This window comes from Coprococcus sp. AF38-1 (assembly GCF_003603945.1).
Taxonomy (GTDB): Bacteria; Bacillota; Clostridia; order Lachnospirales; family Lachnospiraceae; genus Coprococcus; species Coprococcus aceti.
The window spans coordinates 62,423-77,457 of sequence record NZ_QVGO01000003.1 but is presented as its reverse complement, the minus strand read 5'-3'; the positions used below and the strand labels follow the sequence as shown (position 1 = coordinate 77,457).

At 33.2% G+C, this 15,035-nt stretch carries 23 protein-coding genes; 3 read left to right on the top strand and 20 right to left on the bottom strand.

Going from position 1 to position 15,035, the window contains the following annotated elements; all coding sequences use genetic code 11:
• Positions 1-51: 51 nt before the first annotated feature.
• The 16 genes from DW025_RS04915 to DW025_RS04850 all read right to left on the bottom strand — a co-directional run bounded on the left by DW025_RS04915 (position 52) and on the right by DW025_RS04850 (position 9,111).
• Complete coding sequence (locus DW025_RS04915; protein ID WP_119999021.1) at positions 52-960, bottom strand: hypothetical protein; 909 nt, start codon at positions 958-960, stop codon at positions 52-54.
• Between the two features lie 134 nt (positions 961-1,094).
• A complete protein-coding gene (locus DW025_RS04910; protein WP_133302877.1) occupies positions 1,095-1,373 on the bottom strand; it encodes a hypothetical protein in 279 nt (92 codons plus the stop codon).
• Between the two features lie 82 nt (positions 1,374-1,455).
• Positions 1,456-1,722, bottom strand: coding sequence for a hypothetical protein (locus DW025_RS14945; RefSeq protein WP_207666801.1), 267 nt, complete (start codon positions 1,720-1,722; stop codon positions 1,456-1,458).
• Positions 1,723-1,769: 47 nt separating this feature from the next.
• A complete protein-coding gene (locus DW025_RS04900; protein WP_119999018.1) occupies positions 1,770-2,282 on the bottom strand; it encodes a hypothetical protein in 513 nt (170 codons plus the stop codon).
• Positions 2,283-2,798: 516 nt separating this feature from the next.
• A complete protein-coding gene (locus tag DW025_RS14795; protein WP_165854753.1) occupies positions 2,799-2,954 on the bottom strand; it encodes a hypothetical protein in 156 nt (51 codons plus the stop codon).
• 416 nt (positions 2,955-3,370) lie between these two features.
• Positions 3,371-3,622, bottom strand: a complete 252-nt coding sequence (locus DW025_RS04895) for a hypothetical protein (RefSeq protein ID WP_119999016.1) — start codon at positions 3,620-3,622, stop codon at positions 3,371-3,373.
• Between the two features lie 11 nt (positions 3,623-3,633).
• Complete coding sequence (locus tag DW025_RS14790; RefSeq protein ID WP_165854752.1) at positions 3,634-3,798, bottom strand: hypothetical protein; 165 nt, start codon at positions 3,796-3,798, stop codon at positions 3,634-3,636.
• A gap of 18 nt (positions 3,799-3,816) precedes the next feature.
• Positions 3,817-3,999, bottom strand: coding sequence for a hypothetical protein (locus DW025_RS04890; RefSeq protein WP_133302876.1), 183 nt, complete (start codon positions 3,997-3,999; stop codon positions 3,817-3,819).
• 32 nt (positions 4,000-4,031) lie between these two features.
• Entirely contained in the window at positions 4,032-4,703 is a 672-nt protein-coding gene (locus DW025_RS04885) for a recombinase family protein (protein ID WP_119999013.1), read from the bottom strand.
• 864 nt (positions 4,704-5,567) lie between these two features.
• On the bottom strand, positions 5,568-5,885 hold the full coding sequence (locus DW025_RS04875) for a helix-turn-helix domain-containing protein (RefSeq protein ID WP_165854751.1): 318 nt from the start codon (positions 5,883-5,885) through the stop codon (positions 5,568-5,570).
• A gap of 169 nt (positions 5,886-6,054) precedes the next feature.
• A complete protein-coding gene (locus DW025_RS04870) occupies positions 6,055-6,381 on the bottom strand; it encodes a hypothetical protein (protein WP_119999008.1) in 327 nt (108 codons plus the stop codon).
• On the bottom strand, positions 6,382-6,735 hold the full coding sequence (locus DW025_RS04865) for a hypothetical protein (RefSeq protein WP_133302875.1): 354 nt from the start codon (positions 6,733-6,735) through the stop codon (positions 6,382-6,384).
• Positions 6,736-6,792: 57 nt separating this feature from the next.
• Positions 6,793-7,890, bottom strand: a complete 1,098-nt coding sequence (locus DW025_RS04860) for a DUF262 domain-containing protein (RefSeq protein ID WP_119999004.1) — start codon at positions 7,888-7,890, stop codon at positions 6,793-6,795.
• Positions 7,891-7,902: 12 nt separating this feature from the next.
• The gene (locus tag DW025_RS04855; RefSeq protein ID WP_165854750.1) at positions 7,903-8,475 is read right to left on the bottom strand and encodes a sigma-70 family RNA polymerase sigma factor; all 573 of its coding nucleotides are present in this window, start codon (positions 8,473-8,475) and stop codon (positions 7,903-7,905) included.
• A 95-nt stretch (positions 8,476-8,570) separates the two neighbouring features.
• Entirely contained in the window at positions 8,571-8,714 is a 144-nt protein-coding gene (locus DW025_RS14785) for a hypothetical protein (RefSeq protein ID WP_165854749.1), read from the bottom strand.
• Positions 8,715-8,793: 79 nt separating this feature from the next.
• Positions 8,794-9,111: a hypothetical protein gene (locus DW025_RS04850; RefSeq protein WP_119999000.1), complete on the bottom strand. Its 318-nt coding sequence runs from the start codon at positions 9,109-9,111 to the stop codon at positions 8,794-8,796.
• Between the two features lie 378 nt (positions 9,112-9,489).
• Here DW025_RS04850 and DW025_RS04845 point away from each other — a divergent pair, with 378 nt between their 5' ends.
• Both DW025_RS04845 and DW025_RS14780 read left to right on the top strand, forming a co-directional pair.
• Positions 9,490-10,002, top strand: coding sequence for a J domain-containing protein (locus tag DW025_RS04845; protein ID WP_119998998.1), 513 nt, complete (start codon positions 9,490-9,492; stop codon positions 10,000-10,002).
• Between the two features lie 62 nt (positions 10,003-10,064).
• Entirely contained in the window at positions 10,065-10,226 is a 162-nt protein-coding gene (locus DW025_RS14780) for a hypothetical protein (RefSeq protein WP_165854748.1), read from the top strand.
• A 239-nt stretch (positions 10,227-10,465) separates the two neighbouring features.
• Here DW025_RS14780 and DW025_RS15085 read toward each other — a convergent pair whose 3' ends face one another.
• The 3 genes from DW025_RS15085 to DW025_RS04830 are packed head-to-tail and all read right to left on the bottom strand — an operon-like array spanning position 10,466 to position 12,614.
• Positions 10,466-11,224, bottom strand: a complete 759-nt coding sequence (locus DW025_RS15085; protein WP_243104900.1) for an Ltp family lipoprotein — start codon at positions 11,222-11,224, stop codon at positions 10,466-10,468.
• A complete protein-coding gene (locus DW025_RS04835) occupies positions 11,202-11,690 on the bottom strand; it encodes a zinc-ribbon domain-containing protein (protein WP_119998996.1) in 489 nt (162 codons plus the stop codon). Before DW025_RS04835 ends, DW025_RS15085 begins: the two co-directional genes overlap by 23 nt.
• A 24-nt stretch (positions 11,691-11,714) precedes the next feature.
• On the bottom strand, positions 11,715-12,614 hold the full coding sequence (locus DW025_RS04830; protein ID WP_119998995.1) for a zinc ribbon domain-containing protein: 900 nt from the start codon (positions 12,612-12,614) through the stop codon (positions 11,715-11,717).
• A gap of 101 nt (positions 12,615-12,715) precedes the next feature.
• On the opposite strand from DW025_RS04830, the gene DW025_RS15465 reads away from it, so the two are divergent.
• Positions 12,716-12,952 carry a helix-turn-helix domain-containing protein gene (locus tag DW025_RS15465; protein WP_442872060.1) on the top strand — a complete coding sequence of 79 codons (237 nt, stop codon included), beginning with the start codon at positions 12,716-12,718 and terminating at the stop codon, positions 12,950-12,952.
• A 353-nt stretch (positions 12,953-13,305) separates the two neighbouring features.
• Here the strand turns inward: DW025_RS15465 and DW025_RS04820 are convergent, their stop codons facing one another.
• Positions 13,306-15,003 (bottom strand): hypothetical protein, encoded by a 1,698-nt coding sequence (locus DW025_RS04820; protein ID WP_119998991.1) that lies wholly within the window; start codon positions 15,001-15,003, stop codon positions 13,306-13,308.
• Positions 15,004-15,035: the final 32 nt, after the last annotated feature.

Here is a 15,035-nt window from a genome sequence, read left to right as displayed (position 1 = left end):
ACATATATTTTATGTATATTTGATATAGTCTTGATGTTGCATGATATGTACCTATCTATTCATTCTCTTTTTTAATACCTCAAACTTCGATGTTTTTCTTACAGGCTTAATTTCCTCTTTTTCATCAGATAATACCAACGCATCCAACTTTTTAACCTGCTTACGTTCCCTCTTACGCTCCTCAAATGCTGTTTTAGCCATCTCTGCAAGTTTGGTAACGTATTCAACTGGATAATCAAGACCACTGCAAGCAATCAATGTACTTCTACCGTTGTACCCTTCAAATACATTTTGCGGTTTTCCCACTTCTGAGATTACTAAACTTACCTCAATATCTCTGTTATCGTTTCCAGCATGAATAATAGCCACATGCTCACACACCTTGTTCTCTATAGGTGCAAATATGCCATTTCTAGCCAGCTTGTCCAACATAACCGTCGAATCAGTTCCACCTTTCATAAGGCTCATTGTCATAGCTCCACTATCTTTCAGCATTTCTATTCTTTCAGCTTCATCAAAATTATTTAACTCGCCATATGAATCATTTGTAAGAAACGTATCAAGAAATTTTGCAAATGCGCTATTGATACAACTATATGTACTATCTACATTATTATTAATGAAGAAAGTCACACCTAGTCCGAGATCCTGTAATTCCTGAAGTTCCTGAACTGCTGAATATGCGTTGCTGTGCTTTATAAGTGGCTCACTTGATGAAGGTAACGCTATAACAGGGCATACAATTTTTTTATTTGCCGAATCTTCCTGTAATAACATTTCTGCTATTATGGTGGCATTACCTGAACCAGTAGAACCACCACCGCCAAATACAAGGAAAATAATCTCTTCCTCAATACTGCTTATGTAGTCCAGAAAATCAGGATTTTGTTCCAAACACTCTAAAGCTCTCTCCCTGTGACCGCCAAACCCATCAAAATTTTTTAGGTAATACTTGTTCATACCGCCCAATGCTCTTAAGTCCTGTTCACTACCATTCACTGCTATGCCTTTATATCCATAGTTCTCAACAAATTCTTTAACCTGTTTACCTCAATAGCAACCAATACCTATAAATATAACTTTGTCCTTCAAATTCATCTGTCTACCTCCTTGCATTCCTCCACAACGCTTATTCCTTCTTCTGTCAAATAAAATGTGTCTGCATGATTGTCCAAACATCCCTTCTTGACATATCCAAGCTTGACCAACTTCTTCATCTTCCTATAAAGTGTTGTCCCCACACCTAGGGAATCATCGTTATCCTCGCTGATCTCAGATAATGTCATTGAGTGGAATCTGTCTTTGCACTCATTTGCATAAAGCGTATCTAATAAGATAAATTCCATTCGATTCAACTGTGTCTCTCTGTTCAATTTAACCAATCCTTTCTTCATATAATGTGGTAGCATTGTTCTAATACAGGTTAGAATGTCGCCAAACATATACGTGTTGTTGTCATGGTATATATCTGACATTGCTACTTGTGAGAAAAAATATATAAGCATTTCTGCCTTGTATATACTTATTCCCCATTTTTGAGATGAGTTTTTGCAAAATTTCTTTATCCTCTAATTCAGGAATAAGTTCTGTGAGTTTTTTGTAATTATTAAGAGTATCTACTGAAATTCCAATCATTTTTGCTAGTTCTTCTTGATTTTTAGACTCCGAAACTTTCGGATTTGAAGTTTTTATGCAAATAAAAAGCGTTATATGAAGATCCATATCTTAAAATCCTCATATAACGCTTATATGTAATACCTATATCATATTTATTCAAATAATTGTTCCAATTCATCGCCGACTATATGCCATTTCTCTATCCCATCCAACTCATCAAATTCCCCTTGCTTGGCTCGTTTTTCTAATTCATCCATAAATATAAGTAATTTAATTTCATAATTCTCTCTTGAATTATTGACTAAATTTTCAAGCAATATTTCATATTTTGACAGTAACCTTAAAGTAAACATTCTACTGAAATATTCTGAAAAAGTTTGTAAGTCATCTATATCAATATTTTCAAAAATTTTATATTTATTTTTATTGTGCAACTTATTCTCAATAGAAGTTTCAAAGTTTTTACCTTCGCCTGTTTCAAAATAATCTCTTATCAAACCTTTTACAAATCCATTCATACTCTGATCTGTTTTTTCCAGATATGATTTTAATTGTTTGTATTCTTCCATCTCAGAAAGATTATATTTTATTGATACCATTTTTGTTTTTTGATCATATCTTTTTTGTGCTGCTTTCTGTGAATCTGATATCTTATTCTTGATCATAATATCATTTATATGTAATACATATATCTATTATACTAATCTAACCTCTACATCGAATTTAGATCAAGCGTATACTAATCAACGCTACATAGGTATTACATATATATCCTTTCCTAAAAAAATTTAGAGTGTTTCTATGTAATACCTATTATAAATACTTTTCTCTTCACACGCCAGCTATTTTTCAAACGTCCGAACACATAGTATATTACCGCCTAACAATCTCATATTTTGTAGGATATATAAGGCTTATTATGTCCTATGTTCGGCAGTTTTGCTTTTATTGTGTTAAAGTGTTAAATCGCCTTTGTTTTAGTTTACATAACGCTGTAAAATTCTCAATATAACGAAACTACTCTCGAACTGGTATGTATAAGGGACTCTATCCAGCAATATCAAGTAAATGCTCACTTTACCGAACTTAATACCAAACTAGATCAATAACCAGCCTCCTTGAATAAACATTGCAGCATCCAAGGATGACTGGTTAAGGTTTATCTGAATTCATGATTCATACTATAATACTTCCATGAATACGTCATCTTCTGTAATTCCAAACATGTTCTCTTCATTATCTAATTCACAAACTAAATATTTATCGTCTTTTCCATCTAAAACAATTACCATACGATTGTCTTTAAGCAGTAACGTATGTAGAAATTCATACTTCATATATTCACCTCCTATCTTTCTAAACTAAAAAAAACTACCTATTTTACCACATATTCAAATACGCTTTTTATAAGCTGTTTGTCTTTGGTAAAATAAGTAGTTTTTAAATTTATCTTGTGTAATATAATGCAAACAAAAAGGATATTGTAAATTTTCCTGTCGTTTACACTCTCTTTATATCACATATTGTTATTTGTTGTCAATACCATATTGTAACAAAAAAGCCATGACCATTACAGCCATGACTTTCTCGCAACAAATCAATCAATTCCAATCTATAGGTAATCAGCCTACAAACTTGAAACTGTATATTAAGGGTTCATCACGCCCTTAACATCAATTATTATAACATACCCAAACCATTTTATCTATCAGAATTAAATTGAGTATCTATGTAATCCCTATATTATAATTCTCTATGCCATCTTGCTTTTTATCTCATTTAATCGCTCTGTTGTAATCCTGTTCAGTTCAGAGAAGAAAAATTCTTTTATTTCCTCGTAGCAATCATGATCTATAATACTTATGATATCTGATAAATCCAAATCCCAGTAACCTACATATGTACAGATTGTTAGTATACCATTGTTTAAATTCAAATCTATGGTCATTGATATTTCAAAGTTATCCTTTGTATATACCTTGCCTGTTGTCTTATAATTTTCCATGAGTGAGTTATTTATGCTGTTCTCGCATATTCCTTGATACATGCTGGCATTGCAGAAACATTATTCAGAAATATTCCTAAAGTTCCATCATCATATATATTTGAATATGTTTCAACTGTCTCCTTAGTATCTTCAAATATTTTCAATTCTTCCAATTTATACTGTGGCTGCGTCATTTGGCTGTACCCCTCTTTCTACCTACAAATTTTATCCATCATATCCTGTAATCTTTCCCTTGCACTCTGTACATAATATAATTCTCCATTTATTCTGAGTGCTTTATTATGTTGCTGTGCTGCAATAACCTTTTGCTGATATAGATTGATTCCAGTTATCACACCAAGACAAAAAATATCTGCTTTCTGCTCACTGTTCAAAATTTCCACCTCCATCATTTTTCCTTTGCATATTAATTCTCCCTTTTGTCCATGTCTTTTTCATAGATCTTCACCAGTTTGTAAAATGTTGAACGTTTTAAATTCAATCTATCCATGCACTTAACTGCTGTGACTTCTCCACATCTCCATTTTTCATAGTATTCTTTCCATTTATCAGGAAATTGTGCGTTAGGTCTGCCTACTGGCTTACCTGTCTTTAATGATGTTTTCTTTCCATTTATAACTGGCATAACATCCATACCCTGTTTTTGCCTACGTCTTGTGTTTTCCAGTTCTTTTTGTGCAACATAAGAAAGAATCTGCAATACCAGGTCTGCAATAAATTTCTTGTCCAAATTATCATCAGACTGTCTTGTATCAAGCAAAGGCATATCCAGCACAACAATATCTGCTCCAATGTCATTGATGATATAGTTCCATTGTTCTCTGATTTCTGTGTAATTTCTTCCCAGTCTGTCAAGGCTGACTATGACCAGCAAATCTCCCTTCCTTAATAATGGTGCCGTCTCAGTCGTTCCAACCAATGCGTTGTACTCTCTTCTGTTGAATGTTTTTCCACTTACCTTATCACATCTTATATTCCTGTCTGGAATATTAAACTCTTTTAACTGCTCAAGCTGTCTCGCAAGATTTTGCTCTGTTGTTGATACTCTTGCATATCCCCATACTTCATTGTTTTCCATTTTTCCGTCCTTTCTGTCTGTAAAACACCTGCCACTTTATGAATATATCTGTAAATAGAATTGACACCTTTACAAATACATTCCCTTACAGAATAACTATTCTCCGTAAAATGACACCTTTATAGACAGTTTTCCAAACCTCTTGTTCCATCGCCAATTAACCGATATACTAAATATGAAGGGAGTTGATACATATAAATATAGAGATACAGAAGCCAAACCACTTTAGAGACATATTCAAGAAGACTTTTTCAAAACTCGAAGATTTTGTATTTTCCATTATTCAGAGATTACCTGATAAACTGCTGCCATCTATATTGATTAGCTGGCTCAACAGATACACGGATAAACGTATTTCAGAATTGCAACATCAGATAATTCAGAACAAATGGAGATCTGCAAATCTCAACAATGCCGTTGATTCCATCAAGCAAAAAAATAATCACCTATAGAATTATTTCCATAGGTGATTGACTGCTTTTATTTATTCTATTATCTTACAAATTTCGCTCTTATTCATTGAACATATGTTCTCAATATGATATACTGATATAGTATAATTTAATAGAAAGCAGGATGTAATTTCCGATTATTAGATGCCCTCTAGTTTACAAAGGAGGGAATGCCCTATGAACACACTTGAAGTTTTAACTTTGGTGCTGGTAATTTTTGCGGCTCTGTCTTACATAGATCATCATAAATAATAAAAAGAAATAGCATCCCACTCGTCCAAAAGTAGATGCTATTCTTTACGTTTACATTTTACTGAGGGCAAATCGGAGTTACATCCGATTACCTTTCTAATTAGATTATATACTAGGGCATTTGTTTTTTCAAGTGCCCTTTTTAATACCACATTTTCATTTATTCCTGTTTGAACCTATTTTCATAAGATAATTCAGGTTTCAAATCTATTTCCCAATCTATTATATCTCGTGGCTGGCATTGTAAAAGCTGACATAAATCCTCAATCGTTTTTGTTGATACATCGCACACAAACTCTTTTCCATTATGTTTGTCTTTGTATTCCTGAAGTTTTTGCTCTATCTCTTCCATCGAATCCCCTGTACACATTTTAATTTTTGTTAGTGTTCCCTGTGGAATCAATGATTTTTGACGTATTGTATATGTCGTTATTTTTTTCTCTTTTAATTTTTCCATTAACTTGTTGTAATTTATCATCTTAATCTCCATTATTTTTATTTTAGACCTTTCCATATATTATATTTTATGATTTTTTTCATTTCAAGTAATCTTCATTTTTTTGCAAAATTTTATAAAATTTCCTTTATAGTTTTAATAAGGACAGAGATATTTTCCCTGTCCTTTCACTATGTATTTCCTTATTTCTCTATCGTTCATCAGGGAAACATACTGTTGTTGCATTTATTCCCGAATCCTCTGAAATTCTGTTGGTTATGATCCATATTTTCCCTTTGGATGTTTTATATGCACCCAGAATATATAAATCTTCTGGGTAGTCCAAGGCTTCATCATTTGTCTTTTTATCCTCATTATCAAGACAACCCCAATCTTTAACTGCATATCTCTGCAATGACACCATAATCTCTGTAGCAAACTTTTTATTGGCTGCCATTATATCGTTAATTCCCTTTGTTACAACTATCTGTCCCATATCGAAAAATTTTGATGTTACCATGTTTTTCATCCTTTCCATCTATCCTGCATTCCTGCAATACTGATTATTCCTGCTGTTACATTCTCCCTTTACTCTTCTGAAATACTCTTCCAAACTGAATGAATATGATCTGCTCTGTAAGCAAGTACATTTTCCATTTTTTATAACTGTTGTTTCTGCTATGACGATATTATTAGTCAATGTCAACTTGCCTCTTATAATATTTTCCAGTGACTTTCTCAGATCTCTGTATGAGCAATCTATATAAAATTTTCTGCCGTTATTTCCGTCATTCACAAAGTATATAATCCTGTATGTAAAACAGTCCTCTATCATATTATTAGCAAGGCATCCTCTGTTAATATCTGTTAGAATATCTGATATTGTGTACATCTGTATCACCTCGATTTCTCTTATACCAGGAGGAGGATTTTCCTCCCCCTGTTTCCTTTATGCAACATTCTTGATTACTGTAAAATACTGTTTAACAAGTGCTGTAAGGTAATCAAGTTTTCCATGTACTGTTCCACTATCCCTTGTTGATCTGTCTATATCCAGATCTATCCATGTTTTTCCATTTATCTCTGTATATTTTCCATCAGCTATTAGCCAGTGAAGGAACTCTCCAAAATCTTTGTCGTTTCTTCCAAGTTCTGTAAATGCCTTGAATGTTGCAACAAATATATACCCATTCTTCCTATTAAATAACTTCCTAATTTCGCTTGTTATTTCCGTTGAATCAACCAGCCTAGTTAGTAAATTATCCAAGTTGTTAAAATCAAATATGGTTGCGTTCTCATTTAACCATTTGAAGCCTACCTTTGTATCTTTCCTGTACTGTTCCGGATAGTTACACAATATTGCCATATCTCCAATGGTTCTCTCAAATGTGCCGTTGATTCTGTCTCTGTTATTGCAAGAGTACATATCCTTGAAGAATCTGTTTTCTGTAATTTCCCTTATTTCACTAGCAAATGCATCAATATATGTAAATGCTTTCTGAGCCTGGTTCATAGGCTTGCAATTATTCAATTTGCGTACTAATTTAGATATTTGCGTTGTATCACAATTCTGATGAACTACAACCTCCAACTGATACCCATTGAATCTCTCTTTTAATTCCTCTGGTAACTGCTCATAAGTTTTATTACGAATATCACACTCTATATTTTTCCAAATAGCCTCGCCATGTTCGTCTCGCTTTATATTTCCATTTTCATCTGTTACTTTTCGCTGATAAGTGACCATATATTCATCAAGGTTCTTTGTTATTTTTGCGTTTCCATATCTGAATAATGACAATGTACTGCTTCGCTGTAATCCATCAATTATCCACTGTCTGGTAATTCCGTTTGCTGTGGTTTCCTCACCTAAAATAATGGGTGGGATATAATCATCTGATAATACTGAAGCTATAAGCTCGTTTACCATGTTTGGATTCCACTGTCCTGATCTTCTCTGACATTCCTGGTCTGTTCTGATTTTCTCCGCTTTCATGTCCTTTAAATACTGCTCTAATGTGTACGTCTGCTTTCTGATGTTCTTCATGGTGATTACCTCCTAGAATAAAATCTTTACATTTTCAAAACTTCTCATAATCTTTATATTTTCGGCATATTCTTTTGATGAAATTTCTAAAATTTGCCGTATATCTTTGGGTTCGTACCCATCCATTAAAAGATTGAGTATATTCACCTGTTGACTAGATAATTTTGAAATATACTGTTGTGCTTTGTCCTGAAATTGATTGTTGTTTGTTGCTTCCTCGAATGTGTCAAAGTCGGATGGTATGAGGTTATATATATCATTGCCGTTATCATCAGAATCATCTAATGATGAGGTAAATTGATTGATAACCCTTTTAGCTCTGTGTCTGTCTCTTATCTCTGTTTTGAATTTCCTCTTAATACATCCATGAAGAAATATATCAAAACTGATACCCATATCTGAGTTATAAGAGTTGTAAGCCTGCCATAATGTCATATTTGCAATACTGTAAAAATCGTCATAGTCGGTTTCTGACAACGTCTCACCCAGTTTCAAAAAAATTGATCTTGAAATTTTCTTCAGTAACTGCATATTATTTTTACAATACGGCTCTAACACTTCTACATTTAGTTGTGCGCCTGTCATTTTCTCACCTTCTTTCATGCTGGATTATGGTATATTACCGAATAGGCAAGCGGAGAACTGAATCTCCCACGGCTAAACCGTCACCGCCTGAATTATCACTTTTTTATGTACTTATCATCTGCCCACTTTGTAACCTTGCCGTTGTATTCAATTTTTGGCTTGTTTATAACACCTTTGCCAACTCTTACAATTTCATTGTTGCACTTCTTTATGTAGAACTCTGTTGTCTGTTTATCCATGTTTAAACCTCCGATATATTTATTTATCACCTCGGCTTTGGGTGATTGTCTCACCCTCTGCCCTGTTGATTGTTTGTTGTTAGTTGATTCTTAAAGACTGATATTTGCTAACCATACTAACCTTTGCATAATCATCTTTACTAAGTAATTTCTTTACTTCATCTTTGTTGACTGTTTCACGCTCAACACTTGAAAGTGTAGCTTTGAAAATGTTACCGATAAATCTACGGATTGGCTTACCCTTGTTATCAACTGCTTCACATTCTTCTGTTTCATTAAGAAATTCCATAACCTTTGAATTTAAAGTTGTGATGTTGTCCTCTGCTTCTTCCTTGATTCTTTTCCACTCTTGAATCTGCTCCATTGCTTCATTCATTTCTTTAACTGTCATACACATAATAATTACCTCCTTGAATGATACTTGATTGATTTGTTGTAAGTCATTCGGTTGACTATGCCTATATGATACACAAATTTACGTGTATAGTCTATTCGCAGTATGCACAAATATGTGTGAACATTTTTGTGTAATATGTACACGCTTTTATGTGCATATTTTTATTGACTATGCACGCATTTTTGTGTATATTATAGATAACAAATCAATCAAAAACAATTCAATCAAGGAGGTTTTCAGTAATGAAAATGTACAAAATTTATTTTGAAGGTCAGTTAATAGGTATTGAAACATTCAGTACAGAGGAAGTAAGAGAGATTAACAACTGTGACGATATAAGAGTTGAACTTGTTACAGATTAGAAAAGGGGTGGACATTATGACATATTTCAAGAATGTTGAATCATTAGAGGAATTAAGAAAACAGTATAAGGAATTATTAAAGAGGTTTCATCCAGACAACCCCAACGGCTCAACAGAAGCCACACAGTCAATCAATGCAGAATATGAAAGCCTGTTCAATATATTAAAGAACAGACACGAAAACAGAGCAACAACCGATTCAGAGGATAAAGCATCATATAACAATATGAAATATGACTATACAGAAGATATAAGGCTCAGAGAGGTTATACAGAATATTATCACACTGGACAATATCAATATTGAAATTGTAGGTTGTTGGATCTGGGTTGATGGTGACACATACGCACACAAGGACATTTTAAAGGGTCTCGGCTTCAGATGGGCAAGAGAAAAAAAGAAGTGGTATTTTCACACTGAAGCATTCAGAAAAAGAAGTCATAAATCGTTATCTATGGACGATATAAGAAATTTATATGGAAGTACAGAGGTAAAGACAGACGAAAAGAAACGGCTCAAAATGGCTTAATATAAAAGGGTATAGCCACTAATACAAAGTGGGTATACCCTGAATAACAAGAGGTGGTTATCATGTTTAATTATTATGAAAATGGGAAAATAGAAACCCTATCAGCCAGAAAAGTATACAGGCTTTACACAATCGCCGTTGATGATGAGCAAAAGGCAAACGGCACAACCTTTTATTCATGGCTCTATGAAATGGAGAAAATGCAAATTCTTAATAGAATGTAGTCAATAAAATAGTGTAAAAATAGGCTAGAGGTGTTTAATCTCTAGCCTTTCATTATACCCATAGGGGTATGTATACATCTTGTGATATTGTCATCTGTCCATCTGTGGGTGTATCTGTACCATTCACACGATACAGCCCAGGAACCAAGCAACGAACTAGGGGGAGGTGGCAAAAACTAAAAAACATGTTTTATTTTCTGCTATGGGGTGTATCTGGTACATCTATACACTGACTCAAACTACAAGCCCACTTGATCTACTCCATACATTGCCTGTTCATAGCTAAATCCTTCATACTGTAACTGGTGGAGTAGTCTATCTCTTCCCATATCTGGTGAAGAATGTAAATAAGACTTTGCTTTTTTATATGCTTGATCGTTCCAATCTGCATTGCAATTATCCACTCCATATTGAACTTCATCATCTGTGAACCCTTCATATTCAAGTTGATGTTGTAGCCCACTATATGAAAACGCAGAACTATTCAAATATGACTTAGCCTTTTTCAATGCCTGTTCTTTCCAATTAGCACCACAATTATCAGCTCCATACGTTGCTTCAGATGTAGAAAAACCTTCATACTCTAATTGATGTATTAACCCAGTATAGGAAAATGCAGAGCTATTAAGATACGATTCTGCTTTTGCTTTTGCACCAGCATTACCTGTCTTTGGTGTATAATCATAGCTTGAACCATAAGAGTATGACAAGGAATGATACGCACAATATTTGCTATTATCTGTTCTCTTTTCTGTGCATCCATCAAAGGCACATCTGGTTGAAAAATAATATATCCAGAATATTACAATACATGCTACAACTACACCAATAATAGCCTTTACATTGATTTTGTTTGCTGGTACAGCAGTATTTGGAACAACCTCTTTTTGCTGTTCTGCTTCATAATATGCTTTTACATTATAGCCACATCCAGGGCAAGACTTAGCTGTACTTGATACATTTTCTCTGCCACATTCAGGACACTTTACTAATGCCATTTGTTTTCTCCCCTTTGATAAACTTACAGCCTACAACTCCACAGGCAATGCCACCTAAACATAATACAATAGCTTGTATGCGATATTCCCATATTTTCTTATTATCATCTTTTGCCATATCCTCATATTCAGATGCAATATATCTATATGTACCACTAAACCATGATCCATAATTTCTTGCATCCGCACTATTTTCTGCATATCCTTCCATGCACTCTTTATAGTGCTGTTTGTAAAAAGAATATGTATCATTGTTAATTCTAGTAAAGGCAACAATCAGCATGATACAAGCCACCACGCAAAGAGCAATTCCAATATATTTTTTGTTCTTATATACCGGCACTGTCGCTGTTGTATTTATGATATCTTCTACTGCTTCAGTTTCAGATTGAACTATTTCATATCCACAACTAGGACATACAGTTACATTATCTGCTACCTCAGTTCCACATTCAGGACATTTCATCGAATCCCTCCCATTTGTTATTATCTATTCGATAATCTTGATTGTTGAATACGCATCATTTTTAAGGACTGTTTTTAATCTTGCCAAATCAACATCACCTACTTTATCTTCGCCATCAATATAAAGATTTACTAATTTACATATTAACAAATCATACAGATCGTCTTCATCGTCTGAATCATAATCATCCTCATCTAATGAGTTACAAGAACCTAAAACCTTATATGCCTTATCCTCAGTATTATAATATCCTAGCACATAACTTGTTGTATTACCTCCAAAACCATTCTGTGCTCCATAATGGATAATACAAGCTGGATGCTTGTCTGATACTTCTTCTGTGCTATCCTCTGTTTCTGAACTTTCTGAATCTTCTTCTCCACCCATTGAAGCATAAAATGTTATGTCATATGGCTGAAAAGAATCTGGATTTTTAAGATAATTCTTTAAATCGTTTATAGTTGAATATGCATAGGATTCATATTTCAACTGTTCCTGAATCGTTGCCACATCTTTATATCCACTAATAGAATCCAGCAACTTATCAGCTTCATCATATTTACCTTTTTCCAAAAGTGTCATAGCTTCATTGTATGTATTTTTCGGCTTAACCACTTTTACATTATAAATAATCAAGCCTACAACAATTACAACAACTGCTGCGACAACAGGAATTATAATCTTTTTCAGATTTTTCTTTGGTTTTTCTGCTATTGCTGTTTGTACTGGTATCTCCACAGTAGTTTCTTCAAATGGACATCCACAATGTACGCATTCTGTAGCATCAATTGGATTTTCTTTTCCGCAGTCGCTACATATTTTAGTATCTGGCTTATCCTCAATTAATATCTTTCCACAGTGTACACACTTCTTTGCCTTGTCTGAAATTTCCTGTCCACACTCAGGACACTTAATCATAGCCATACCTTCTCCTCCTCTGTATGAATAATATTATGTTTCTATTATATTCGTTTTAACGAAGATATTCAATCATAAGAATATCTTTTATCCTTTATTCATAAGCTATGAATGGAGGTGCTATGATGATTGATTATTCCCCTTTCTGGAATACTCTTGAAAAATCAAGTGAGAACTGGTATACACTCACAAACAAATACCATATGTCACATAGCACACTGCATAGACTAAAACATAATATGGATGTATCAACCAAGACACTCAATGATTTGTGCCGTATTCTCGGCTGTGATATTTGCGATATAGTAAGATATGTTAAATCGGATGATGACCAGATATTATAAAAGAGCAAGAGAACTGATCTCCTGCTCTAATTATTTTCGAGAAAATACTATTGTAGTTTTGTAGTTACATAATATTCACGATAACATCTATTACCTACATCCCCCAAAAACAATCTAAATTTTGCCCTTGTATCACCGTCCAGTTTGAAATTGTGTCTATTTTTTAAAAAATGCATACAATTCCCAGATATTCCTTATTTTCTTACGTTTTTACGATATAGCACAATACTCAGTTTTTCGTCACAATACAGATTTAATATTATGTAAATCAACACAAAATCAACGTTTTTTCACTGCCACGATATTATGTACGATAAGGCAGCAGGGGGGGGTATGTTAAACTATGACTACAACTAAATTACTTCTTCATACACCTTTTGAAGTATAGTATCTATATTCTTCGTATTACACATTACTATTTTTTTCTGTGATAATGCACTTGTCGATTTTACCTTATAAAACATACTGTGCGACATCCACTTTATAAGCATTACAACTGCGTCAACTTCTATTCCAGATATATTATTTGTCTCCGATTCCATAAATATGCTATTAGGGAATTTATGCTTTATCTCTGGTAATACATCACTTATATGTCCCACAAATAAAAATCTCTTATTTTGCAGTAATTCTAAGTCATATGTATTGCTTGTACCTTCATTGTCTGTTTTATTCAATTCTGAAATAAACTGTTCTTGATATTCTATTTGTTTCTTCAAATCGTTAATTTCAGAATTCTTATTTTCTATAGCCTTTAACAGTTTATTATTTTCGGCTACTAATGGTGCTGTCTGCTTAGAATTATCTGCTGTAATTTGTAATGATAATGTTCTGTTTTTTTGTAATAAGCTATTTATTTTGTTTTCTTTATCTACAATATTCTGTTCCAGATTAGATATAATATCCTCATATCGTGTGGCTAAGTCTTGATTGGTAATTTTTTCCCATGAAAAATCTGTATAATATTGTTTCTGCATAATTGCAAACATCTTGTATAATACATCCATTTCATACATACAAAGAATTGTCCGATATACAATTTCATAATTGTCTGGAATACACTCTCTCGACAATGTAAGTTTCGTAAATCCTTGTTTCTTCTCCATAACCATTTCAATATATTTTGTTGTAACGAATGATTTAAAATAATTTCTTATCAATCTATCCACATCTGGAACATACATAACTGATTGTCCATACCACTTTTCATTAGCTGTTGTTGTCATAGCATTATACCAAGATGTCCCACCATTGTGATCCGCTATAATATCTTTTGTAAACAACTCAATTTGTCCAACTATTCCAGCTCTAATAGGTGCTTCACCATTCTTACTCTGTGATTTCATTTCAGAGTGGATATATTCAGCTAATTTATTCACCTCTATATGTAAATAATCTGCTAACTCAATCCTTCTTTTTGTAAGGTATCTGTCAAAGAATTTAGACATCAGCACATATTCTTTATTCTCTCTATTGACACCTTTCAAATAATCCTCTGATTCTTCACTAGTAGTACAAAATATAAGTGCATTATCAAACTGGTTTTTATCTGTCATATAAAAACAATAATTCAGCATATATCTATCTTGTTCAAAATCAAATCCTTTTAAAACCTTATCTGGTTCTTCAAATACATCTGATCTATAAAATAAAAAATGCAAATAATAATTTTCAGTATATGACATTTCAAATTTCTTTGCGTTTTTTATTGTACCGGTACTTTTGTATTGATGTTCCCAGTCAGTAAACATATTCTTAATCCGTGGACACCTCTTAGAATACAGCAAATCGACTAAATCTATTACTTCTAATCTGTTATCTAAATAATCCGCAACTACAAGTAACGCATCAGCATAAACAGTATGTGTAAATAATTCACCAACATTTCTTTCTTCTAATAACTTATTCACAAGTTGATTATTGCTTCGCAAATTCAAAGCCTCATATATTTTTTGCAACTCATCATATCGTTTGTTGTGAATATCTGTCATCAGCAACTGCATAACGTTATATTTAATACCGATTTTTCGCTGTTCCTCATTTAATTTCATCTTCGTTCCTCCAATACTGTATTGCACATGCC

Coding starts and splice junctions, on each gene's coding strand:
- DW025_RS14795 (WP_165854753.1), bottom strand. CDS start 2,954: ATGAAGTATGAATTTCTACATACGTTACTGCTTAAAGACAATCGTATG.
- DW025_RS04830 (WP_119998995.1), bottom strand. CDS start 12,614: ATGGCTATGATTAAGTGTCCTGAGTGTGGACAGGAAATTTCAGACAAG.
- DW025_RS14785 (WP_165854749.1), bottom strand. CDS start 8,714: ATGGATAAACAGACAACAGAGTTCTACATAAAGAAGTGCAACAATGAA.
- DW025_RS04885 (WP_119999013.1), bottom strand. CDS start 4,703: ATGGAAAACAATGAAGTATGGGGATATGCAAGAGTATCAACAACAGAG.
- DW025_RS04915 (WP_119999021.1), bottom strand. CDS start 960: ATGAACAAGTATTACCTAAAAAATTTTGATGGGTTTGGCGGTCACAGG.
- DW025_RS14945 (WP_207666801.1), bottom strand. CDS start 1,722: ATGGATCTTCATATAACGCTTTTTATTTGCATAAAAACTTCAAATCCG.
- DW025_RS04850 (WP_119999000.1), bottom strand. CDS start 9,111: ATGTGTATGACAGTTAAAGAAATGAATGAAGCAATGGAGCAGATTCAA.
- DW025_RS04895 (WP_119999016.1), bottom strand. CDS start 3,622: ATGGAAAATTATAAGACAACAGGCAAGGTATATACAAAGGATAACTTT.
- DW025_RS15465 (WP_442872060.1), top strand. CDS start 12,716: ATGAATGGAGGTGCTATGATGATTGATTATTCCCCTTTCTGGAATACT.
- DW025_RS14790 (WP_165854752.1), bottom strand. CDS start 3,798: ATGACGCAGCCACAGTATAAATTGGAAGAATTGAAAATATTTGAAGAT.
- DW025_RS04835 (WP_119998996.1), bottom strand. CDS start 11,690: ATGAAATGTCCTGAATGTGGAACTGAGGTAGCAGATAATGTAACTGTA.
- DW025_RS15085 (WP_243104900.1), bottom strand. CDS start 11,224: ATGGCATTAGTAAAGTGTCCTGAATGTGGCAGAGAAAATGTATCAAGT.
- DW025_RS04865 (WP_133302875.1), bottom strand. CDS start 6,735: ATGTACACAATATCAGATATTCTAACAGATATTAACAGAGGATGCCTT.
- DW025_RS04820 (WP_119998991.1), bottom strand. CDS start 15,003: ATGAAATTAAATGAGGAACAGCGAAAAATCGGTATTAAATATAACGTT.
- DW025_RS04875 (WP_165854751.1), bottom strand. CDS start 5,885: ATGATAAATTACAACAAGTTAATGGAAAAATTAAAAGAGAAAAAAATA.
- DW025_RS04870 (WP_119999008.1), bottom strand. CDS start 6,381: ATGGAAAGGATGAAAAACATGGTAACATCAAAATTTTTCGATATGGGA.
- DW025_RS14780 (WP_165854748.1), top strand. CDS start 10,065: ATGTTTAATTATTATGAAAATGGGAAAATAGAAACCCTATCAGCCAGA.
- DW025_RS04860 (WP_119999004.1), bottom strand. CDS start 7,890: ATGAAGAACATCAGAAAGCAGACGTACACATTAGAGCAGTATTTAAAG.
- DW025_RS04900 (WP_119999018.1), bottom strand. CDS start 2,282: ATGATCAAGAATAAGATATCAGATTCACAGAAAGCAGCACAAAAAAGA.
- DW025_RS04855 (WP_165854750.1), bottom strand. CDS start 8,475: ATGACAGGCGCACAACTAAATGTAGAAGTGTTAGAGCCGTATTGTAAA.
- DW025_RS04845 (WP_119998998.1), top strand. CDS start 9,490: ATGACATATTTCAAGAATGTTGAATCATTAGAGGAATTAAGAAAACAG.